8 protein-coding genes are annotated in these 8,117 nt (G+C 62.7%); 5 read left to right on the plus strand and 3 right to left on the minus strand.

Annotation, left to right across the window (positions count from 1 at the left end):
* Positions 1–72: 72 nt before the first annotated feature.
* The 3 genes from ACI1V7_RS28070 to ACI1V7_RS28080 all read right to left on the minus strand — a co-directional run bounded on the left by ACI1V7_RS28070 (position 73) and on the right by ACI1V7_RS28080 (position 2,490).
* Positions 73–327: a DUF3800 domain-containing protein gene (locus ACI1V7_RS28070; protein WP_404535960.1), complete on the minus strand. Its 255-nt coding sequence runs from the start codon at positions 325–327 to the stop codon at positions 73–75.
* A 432-nt stretch (positions 328–759) separates the two neighbouring features.
* Entirely contained in the window at positions 760–1,467 is a 708-nt protein-coding gene (locus ACI1V7_RS28075) for an IS6 family transposase (protein WP_404535962.1), read from the minus strand.
* Between the two features lie 144 nt (positions 1,468–1,611).
* The gene (locus ACI1V7_RS28080) at positions 1,612–2,490 is read right to left on the minus strand and encodes a LysR substrate-binding domain-containing protein (protein ID WP_404535964.1); all 879 of its coding nucleotides are present in this window, start codon (positions 2,488–2,490) and stop codon (positions 1,612–1,614) included.
* 106 nt (positions 2,491–2,596) lie between these two features.
* Between ACI1V7_RS28080 and ACI1V7_RS28085 the strand changes: the two genes are divergently transcribed.
* Genes ACI1V7_RS28085 through ACI1V7_RS28105 form a run of 5 tightly spaced genes read left to right on the plus strand, consistent with a single transcriptional unit; the run spans position 2,597 to position 7,424 of the window.
* Entirely contained in the window at positions 2,597–2,851 is a 255-nt protein-coding gene (locus ACI1V7_RS28085; protein WP_404535966.1) for a hypothetical protein, read from the plus strand.
* The gene (locus ACI1V7_RS28090; protein ID WP_404535969.1) at positions 2,848–3,591 is read left to right on the plus strand and encodes a (Fe-S)-binding protein; all 744 of its coding nucleotides are present in this window, start codon (positions 2,848–2,850) and stop codon (positions 3,589–3,591) included. Before ACI1V7_RS28085 ends, ACI1V7_RS28090 begins: the two co-directional genes overlap by 4 nt.
* Positions 3,588–4,961 carry a lactate utilization protein B gene (locus ACI1V7_RS28095; protein WP_404535972.1) on the plus strand — a complete coding sequence of 458 codons (1,374 nt, stop codon included), beginning with the start codon at positions 3,588–3,590 and terminating at the stop codon, positions 4,959–4,961. The genes ACI1V7_RS28090 and ACI1V7_RS28095 overlap by 4 nt, the downstream gene beginning before the upstream one ends.
* Positions 4,958–5,557 carry a LutC/YkgG family protein gene (locus ACI1V7_RS28100; protein WP_404535975.1) on the plus strand — a complete coding sequence of 200 codons (600 nt, stop codon included), beginning with the start codon at positions 4,958–4,960 and terminating at the stop codon, positions 5,555–5,557. The genes ACI1V7_RS28095 and ACI1V7_RS28100 overlap by 4 nt, the downstream gene beginning before the upstream one ends.
* A gap of 13 nt (positions 5,558–5,570) precedes the next feature.
* Positions 5,571–7,424: an FUSC family protein gene (locus ACI1V7_RS28105; protein ID WP_404535977.1), complete on the plus strand. Its 1,854-nt coding sequence runs from the start codon at positions 5,571–5,573 to the stop codon at positions 7,422–7,424.
* Positions 7,425–8,117 lie beyond the last annotated feature (693 nt).

The following is an 8,117-nucleotide window of genomic DNA, read 5'->3' on the forward strand; positions in this document are numbered from 1 at the left end:
CGACCTACGAGGTCTGGGAACTCAGGGGCAAACTTTGTCCGAAATCTGGGCAGCTGTTCTGGCTGCGTGAACTCAGCCGGCGCGCCGGTAGGTTAGCGTGCCTTTGTCCATAATTTGCACCAGAGCCTTTTTTTCGTGCTTGGAAGTCCACTTTTGGGACTTGTGGAGATTGTCCACCACCTTGCCGATGCGGCGGTACGCTTCGTTCATACCGACGGCGATCGCGATGACGAAGTACCGGGCAGATCCGTGGTCGCCATAAGGCGCATCGAGCTTCCAGCCCAGGTCTCCACTTTCGTCAAGGTAAGCCATTGCTGAGGAAGGCATGATTCGTCCAGGCAAAAAAAATGACCTTCCATGCAGAAGGCCACTTTAGAGATAAGGGGTTATGCCAAAAAGCCCGCGCGTTTACACCGCGCTTAGGACAAACAAGCTCTCGCTTGTCCCTCCGGTTACTCAAATGGACTTACTCAACCTGGGAAGATCATATCACAGGAGTGATAAAAAGTGAAGCGGCGCGATTTTAAGTGACAGTTCTTAAGCCCAGTAAATACTGGACAAATTGACAGTATCTCGCCAGCATGCTACCCTCAGAGCGCTGAATAAACAGCGCTGAATAAACAACACAAGCGAGACGCTCTGAGGGTAGCATGCTGGCCATCAGCAGCGCGGTTGGTACTGTCAACTTACCGAACCAATGAGGCGAATTGAGGGATCCGGGATTAACGTAGCGCGGCCCAGACAGCAAAGCGTCACGGATTATGCGTTCTTCGCTACACTGGTGACCTCGTTCCAGAGCGAAAATGCCTGAGTACGGATGTGCCGGTACTGCCGCGCAAGCAAGCGGTTGCGCTGACAGCGAAAGGCATTATTGATCGGGCCGTGCGCGGACAGGAAGCGCTGGGCATGGCCGGGTGATCTGAAGCGACGCATCTGCCGTTCCCGTTGTCGCGTCGGTTGATGCGACAACTCGGCACGGTTGTTGAGGCCTTTGTGCTGGCGGTGTTCGACACCAGGCATAACCTGCACCCTGGCTGCAGCGTAGCTCTTCAATTTGTCAGTGACCAGAACCCGTGGCGCGTACCGCAAGCCCTTGAGAAGCTTACGGAAGAATCGTTTGGCCGCCTGCCGGTCGCGCCGGCTTTGCACGAGGACGTCGAGCGTATGACCTTGCTGATCGACGGCGCGCCAGAGGTAATGGTGCTTGCCCTTGATCGTCAGCACCACCTCGTCGAGATGCCATTTGTCCCCTCGCTGCGGCTGACGTCGGCGCAGTTCGTTGGCATATCGCTGGCCGAACTTCAGCGTCCATTGCCGAATCGTCTCGTAAGTCACAATGATGCCTCGGCTGGCCATCAATTCCTCGATATCGCGAAGACTCAGCGAAAATCGGAAATACAGCCAAACGACATGACTGATGATTTCGGAAGGGTAGCGGAAGCCGCGGTAGAGCTGTGGATTTGCCATCCCGCTAGCTTACAAAATTTGGTCGCGTGCGGTAAGTTGACAGTACCGTCTCTGCGCTGATCGACAGCCACGCACAGGTTGACGTTTGTGATGGCCCGCCTTTTCGGTGGCACGTGCTCTGGAAATCTCATGCCCTACGCTGGTTCATGCGTCATCGTCCAGCATCGCCAGCCACGCCCGGGCAGCGGTCGACAGATAATGCCCTCGCAGCCAAGCCAGTTCGATCCTCCAGGGGATCTCTGGTTCCACCAAGCGCCTGACAGTGAAATCGTGCAGGTCCATCATGCCCAGTTGTGAACTCGGCAGGAGTGATATGCCCAGGCCGTTCCGCACCATTTCAAGGATCATCCCGATCTGACCGCTGCGGCCGGCAACATTCGGCACGAAGCCGCACTGGCGGCACGCCTCGGCGATCCTGTCGTTGAGCACATAGGCCGGCGTAAATAAAATGAAGGGCTCTTCCGCAAGTTCGGCAAGACCGACTTCGTCACGCCTCCTGGTCCAATACGAACGCGCCGGCGCGACCAGAGCAAGCCGGTCGTCGAGCAGGAGCCGGTGTCCGTAGCGCTGGCTGTCGACCGGCGCCAGCAACACTCCCATTTCGAGCTGCCCATCCGCCAGCGCCATCTCGATGGCATACGAACCGTCCTCGAACAGTTTGAGCTCGATGTCCGGATAACGCCGTTTGAATGCGCCGATCAGCGGCACGAACAGGCGTGGGCCCAAAGGCGGAATCCCGATACGTAATTCTCCGCGTTTCAGTCCTGCGACGTCATCCAACGCGCGTTCGATATCCGCCAAGTTGCGAAGAATGGATTCGGCGTACACGAGCACGGCGCGGCCGTAGTCGGTCAGCTCGCATTGCTTCCTGCCCCGATGGAGCAAGGGATGTCCCAGCTCGCTCTCGAGCTTGCCAATCAGTTTGCTGATCGTCGGCTGGGTCACGAACAGGCGCTCGGCCGCTAGCGTGAATCCTCCGCTCTTCGCCACTTCGACGAAGGCACGCAATGCGCGTAGTTCCATGGATGCTCCATTCCAGATCGGAATTCTTCCCATAATCATAATTCATACATGGCACAGATAGGCGGGGCTATGCTTTCTCGCATTCGGATTGCCATCAGGAGTGGCTATGAAACAGAACCTCGACATGCTGTATTCGCACGAACTGGGCGCCTTGCTGGAAGCGGTTCGACGGGATATGCAAGCGCAAGAAATACTCGCCGTAGCCAATCGCCTGTATGCCGATTGGCACATCAAAAATGTGCGGGAAAGCCGACGCTTGCTCGAAGTCCTTAATCCGAAGCGAAGCCGTGCAGCCGGGGGACTTACCGGCGCCAGTGCGGCACTGGACACGGTCATCGCCGAACTCAGGAGTTACCAATGAAGATCGCCCTTTTCATTCCTTGTTTCATTGATGCGTTTTACCCGGATGTCGGCATGGCCACACTGGAACTCCTGGAACGTCTCGGCTGCGACGTCGAGTACCCCCTGGACCAGACCTGCTGCGGCCAGCCGATGGGTAACAGTGGCTGCGAAAAAGATGCTGCGGCAACTGAAAATTTGTTTGTTCGAAATTTCTCCGGCTACGACTACATCGTGGCCCCAAGCGGGAGCTGTGTCCACCACGTGCGCGATCACCTGACGGCGCCTCGACAGGACGCTGCCACCCTTGCTGTCCGCGCCAACACCTATGAACTCGTCGAATTCATCCATGACGTTCTCAAGGTGCGGGAATTCCCCTGGGCCGAATTCCCGCACAAGGTGGGCCTGCACAATAGCTGTGGCACGCTGCGCGGCCTGCGCACCGCCAGCATGTCCGAGCTGCGCGAGCCGAGCTTTTCGAAACCCCTTGCCTTGTTGAAGAACGTGAAGGGCATCGAGGTGATCTCGCCCGACCGTCCCGATGAATGCTGCGGCTTCGGCGGCACCTTCTGCGTCACGGAAGAACCCGTCTCGGCCCGGATGGGCTTCGACAAGGTACGCGACCACAAGCGCAACGGCGCCGAGTACATCGTGTCGGCAGACTCGTCCTGTCTCATGCATCAGAAGGGTTGCGCCGACCGCCTCGGCCTCGGCCTGAAATTCATCCACATCGCACAGATTTTGAACGGAGTCCGCTCATGACGCGCGTCGACCATGTACGCTTCTCGAAAACCTTCATCGAGGACGAGCGGCACGTCGAATTCCACGACCAACGCCTGTGGGGGCTCAGGCAGGCGCGCGACGCCGCCGTGCATGCCATTCCAGAATGGGAAGAGCTGCGCGGTCTCGCCTCCGCGATCAAGGAACACACGCTTACTCATCTCGCCGACTATCTCGAGGAATTCGAGCGCAACGCGACGGCCAACGGCGTCGTCGTGCACTGGGCACGGGATGCGGAGGAACACAACCGGATCGTCCACGAGATCCTGAGCGCACGCGGCGCGACCGTTCTGGTGAAGAGCAAATCGATGCTGACGGAGGAATGCGAGATGCGGCCGTACCTGGAGCAGAGGGGCGTCATGGTGATCGAGACAGACTTGGGGGAGCAGATCCAGCAACTCGACGACGAGATGCCGTCGCACATCGTCGTGCCGGCCGTGCACAAGCTGGCGACCGACGTGGCGCAGGTGTTCGCCCGCACCATCGGTACCGATCCTGGCGAAAGCAGCATTCCGGCCCTGTGCGAAGCGCAGCGGCGCCGTACGCGCCCACTAATCCTGGGCGCGCACGCGGGCATGACCGGCTGTAATTTCGCGGTGGCGGAAACCGGCGGCATCACCGTCTGTACGAACGAAGGCAACGCTGACCTCAGCGCCAACGTACCGGCCCTGCACATCGCGTCCATCGGCATCGAAAAGCTGATCCCGAAGCTGGAACACCTAGGCGTCTTCATCCGGATGCTGTCGCGTAATGCGCTGGGATCGCCCATCACCCAGTACACATCGCACTTTCGGCGTCCCCGTGCCGGCGGCGAGATGCATTTCGTCCTGGTCGACAACGGACGCTCCGAGCGCCTTGCGATGGAAGACTTCTGGTATTCGCTCAAATGCATCCGCTGCGGCGCGTGCATGAACACCTGCCCGGTGTACCGCCGCAGCGGCGGCTTGAGCTATGGCGGCGTCTATTCTGGCCCCATCGGGGCGATCATCAACCCGACATTCGACCTGAAAAAATACAGCGCGCTGCCGTTCGCGTCGACGATGAACGGCAGCTGCACGAACGTATGCCCCGTGAAAATCAACATTCACGAGCAAATCTACAAATGGCGCCAGATCGTGGCCGAGCACAACGAGCTGCCGTTCGTCAAAAAGGAAGCCATGCACCTCGCCGGCAAGGTGCTGGGTAGCCCGACGCTCTACCGCGCCGCCGTAGCAACCGTGGGCACGGCCGTGTCTACACTGCCGCGCGCTGTCCTCTACAACCCATTGAACGCCTGGGGCCGACAGCGCGACCTGCCTGACGCGCCTTCCGAGACCTTCCGCACACGCTACCTGAAGAGGAACAAGCCATGAGCAGCCGTGACGACATCCTTGCCCGCCTGCGCGCGGTCCAGCCGGAGGGAAGGCCTCTGCCCCCGGTGCCGCTGTTCGCCGACGCCTTGCCCGACCACCTCGACACTTTCCGGAAGGCGCTCGCGCGCCTGGGCGGCGACTGGGTTGACTGCCCGGCGGACGGCGATATCGGCCAAGTCATCCGCACGCGCTTTCCCGCCGCCCGTGTCATCTGCTCCGCGGTGCCTGAAGTGAGAGGCACGCGCCTGCTGACCCCGGACACCACACCACACAGCCTGAACGACGTCGACGTCGGCATCGTGCGCCCGGCCTTCGCAGTCGCTGAGACCGGCTCGATCTGGCTCAGCGAACGCGAATTCGGCGTCAACGCGCTTGGCTACCTGTCCCAGCATCTCGTCGCGCTGCTCGACCCGGCCGACCTCGTCGGCAACCTGCACCAGGCCTATCATCTTCCCGAGTTCCTGGCGGCGCGCTATGCCGTCCTGATGAGCGGGCCTTCGGCGACGGCCGACATTGAAGGCGTGCTGGTACGCGGCGCGCAGGGCATCCGGTCGCTCACGGTGGTCGCGGCGCCCCGACGTACGGCCACACGATAAGGGGCGAGGCCTCATGCCACGCTTCGCGCGCCGCCGATGGATGGCAGGGCTGAGGGCGCTGAACGGCCAGTGGCGCATGCTGGCGTTGGCGGATGCCGCGCGCGGCGGCGTCGCCTGCGCGGTCCCGGCGCTGCTCGCCGCCCTATGCCAGCAGCCCCTGCTCTGCTGGTCCGCGATCGCAGCGTTCTGGACCTGCCTCGCGGACGAGCCCGAACTGGACCGCGCCGTACGCGCGCGCAAAGGCCTTGTGTTCGGTCTGCTCGGCGGACTCGCGTCCGGCATCGCCATCGCCTCCCGTGCCGTGCCGCTGCTGCCGCCCTTGCTGGCGGCGGCCGTCGTCTGGCTGTGTGCGCTCGAGCGCAGGCGCGGACCGGCCGCCGGGATGCGAGGCCTGCTCGTCGCGACCAGCTTCGCCATCTCGGCTGTCTTTTCCGTCCAGGGGTGGGCGGCGGGCGCGCAGTACTTCGCCTACTTCCTGGCGGGCGGCGCATGGGCGGCCGCTTGCCAGGCCCTGCTGTGGCAGACTGGTGCGGCACCACGTGCCGTTCGCGCAGGCACCCGGTATTTTGCCTGTGCCGCCCGGTTTGCACGCTGCCTCGCCGCGCGCTCGCTGAGCCGGCCGGCCCCGGTAGGGACGGGGCGGCGGCAACTGCGCTCACACCTCGACGCGTTCGAGACCGCTGCCGAGCGTGTCGCGGGCGTTGCCGTAATCGACCGCTGGCGCATGCCCGCCGCACGCCTCCTGGCGCAGCTCGCCGGCCTGGAAAGCCTGGTCGAGCATGCCATGCCGGCGAATGCAAAAGCCCGTTCGGCGGCATGGATGGCCCCGCCGCTACGGCGGCTGGCGGCCATCCTCGATGGCAACGCCAACGCGCTCGCCCACGGGTTGCCGGTGGATGACGCGGCGGCGGCCCGTCTCCGGCGCGCAGTGGCGGCATCCCGCGCCCGATTCGACGCCTGCGACGCCGCCGCAATCCGCGCCTGGGGTCACGCCTGCCTCGACGTCCTCGACCGCATGGCGTCGACCCTATGCCCGGCCGCCGGCGTGCCGGAGCAGGCGCGAGCATGCCGAGCCGCGACGGCACCCGCGGCCACGCCACAGCACGCCCATGGCGCACGCCTGGCACTGGCGACGGGCATCGCCGTCGCGCTCGCGGCCCATTGCTCGCTGAGGCAGGGGCAATGGCTCGTCCTGACCGTGCTGTTCACCATGCAGCCGCAGGTGGCGTCCACCCTGCAGGTGTCGCTGCAGCGCATGGGCGGCACCGTCGCCGGCGCGGTGCTGGCCATCCTGCTCGGACTGGCGATCCCGCACAAGCCTCTCCTTGCCTGCGCGATCCTGCCGCTGGCCATCTGCGCGCTCGCCTCCCGGCCGCTGAGCTATGGTTCGTTCACGCTGTTCCTGACCCCGCATTTCATTCTCGTGGCGGATCTGGCGTCCACGGCATTACCGCCATGGCAGCTCGCGGCCTGGCGTGTCGTCGACAGCCTCGGCGGCGTCCTGCTCGGCATGGCGATCAGCATGATGGCATGGCCCAGCTGGGAACACCGGTCGCTGGCCACCACCGCACGAGACGCGGCGCACAAGGTGCTCGGCTACGTCGCCTGCGCGCAGGCCTTGGAGGCGCCGCCAAGTGTGGCGGCGGTGCAGCGTGCAGCCGCGTTACGGCGCGAGGCCTGCCTCGCGGTCGACAAACTGGAAGCGCTCGTCGATCGGCTGCGCTACGAGCCGTTCGCGCCGGCCCATGCCCGGGCCACCGGAAGGCGCGCGGTCGCCCACCTGCGAGCCTTGACCGGCATGGCGACGCTGCTGGAAGACGCCGGGCATCCCCAGGTCACGCCGGCGCCATCGCCATGCCGACCGTGAAGCGCGTCATCACCTGCGACAGCATAGCCACTGCTTGCACGGCAATTGGGCCACGTTGGCTCTTCCTCGACCAAGGCGCGTTGCGCCGCGTGACCAAAAGTTTTCATTGCTGAGATTTCCGATCGTACCGGCTTCAGTATCTGTGCAGTAGGTATGTCCGCTCTTGGCCGGTTACTGCCGTCCAGTGTACGTCAACTGTTGACCCATAGCGGCCGTGTCAGCACTCCTCAGGAACGCGCAGTCGTCAACGGCTTGGCGTCTGGGTATCGCATCAAGAAAGAGTGGGTGGCCTGTTCAGGCAGGTTGATCAGAATCGTTCCACTGCTGTCCCAGCACGCGATCTCGAACAAAGCACCTTCTAGCTGCGGCTCCGGTTCTGTACCGTTCCAATACCGCGGATTGTCCTCGACGTATGGCGCCGGAGTAGGTATTGGACGAAGCCCTTTAGGTACTGCGCTGAATACTGCCCAGATAAACTGGACCTCATAGGCATGCAGGAAGGCTGCAAGCTCGTCGCCAGTGAACCACTGAATCGCCACGGCTTTTCTAGACACTCGAGAGCCGCTGATGGACTTCCCCCACTCCGGTGGACATTTCTGACCTATGATTTGAGCATAGGAGAAATGAATGAGTACACAGCGTTACACACCTGAATTCAAGGAAGAAGCAGTCAGACAGGTGGTAGAGCGGGGT

Origin of the sequence: Massilia paldalensis (genome assembly GCF_044901715.1) — a bacterium.
Lineage (GTDB): Bacteria > Pseudomonadota > Gammaproteobacteria > Burkholderiales > Burkholderiaceae_D > Telluria > Telluria paldalensis.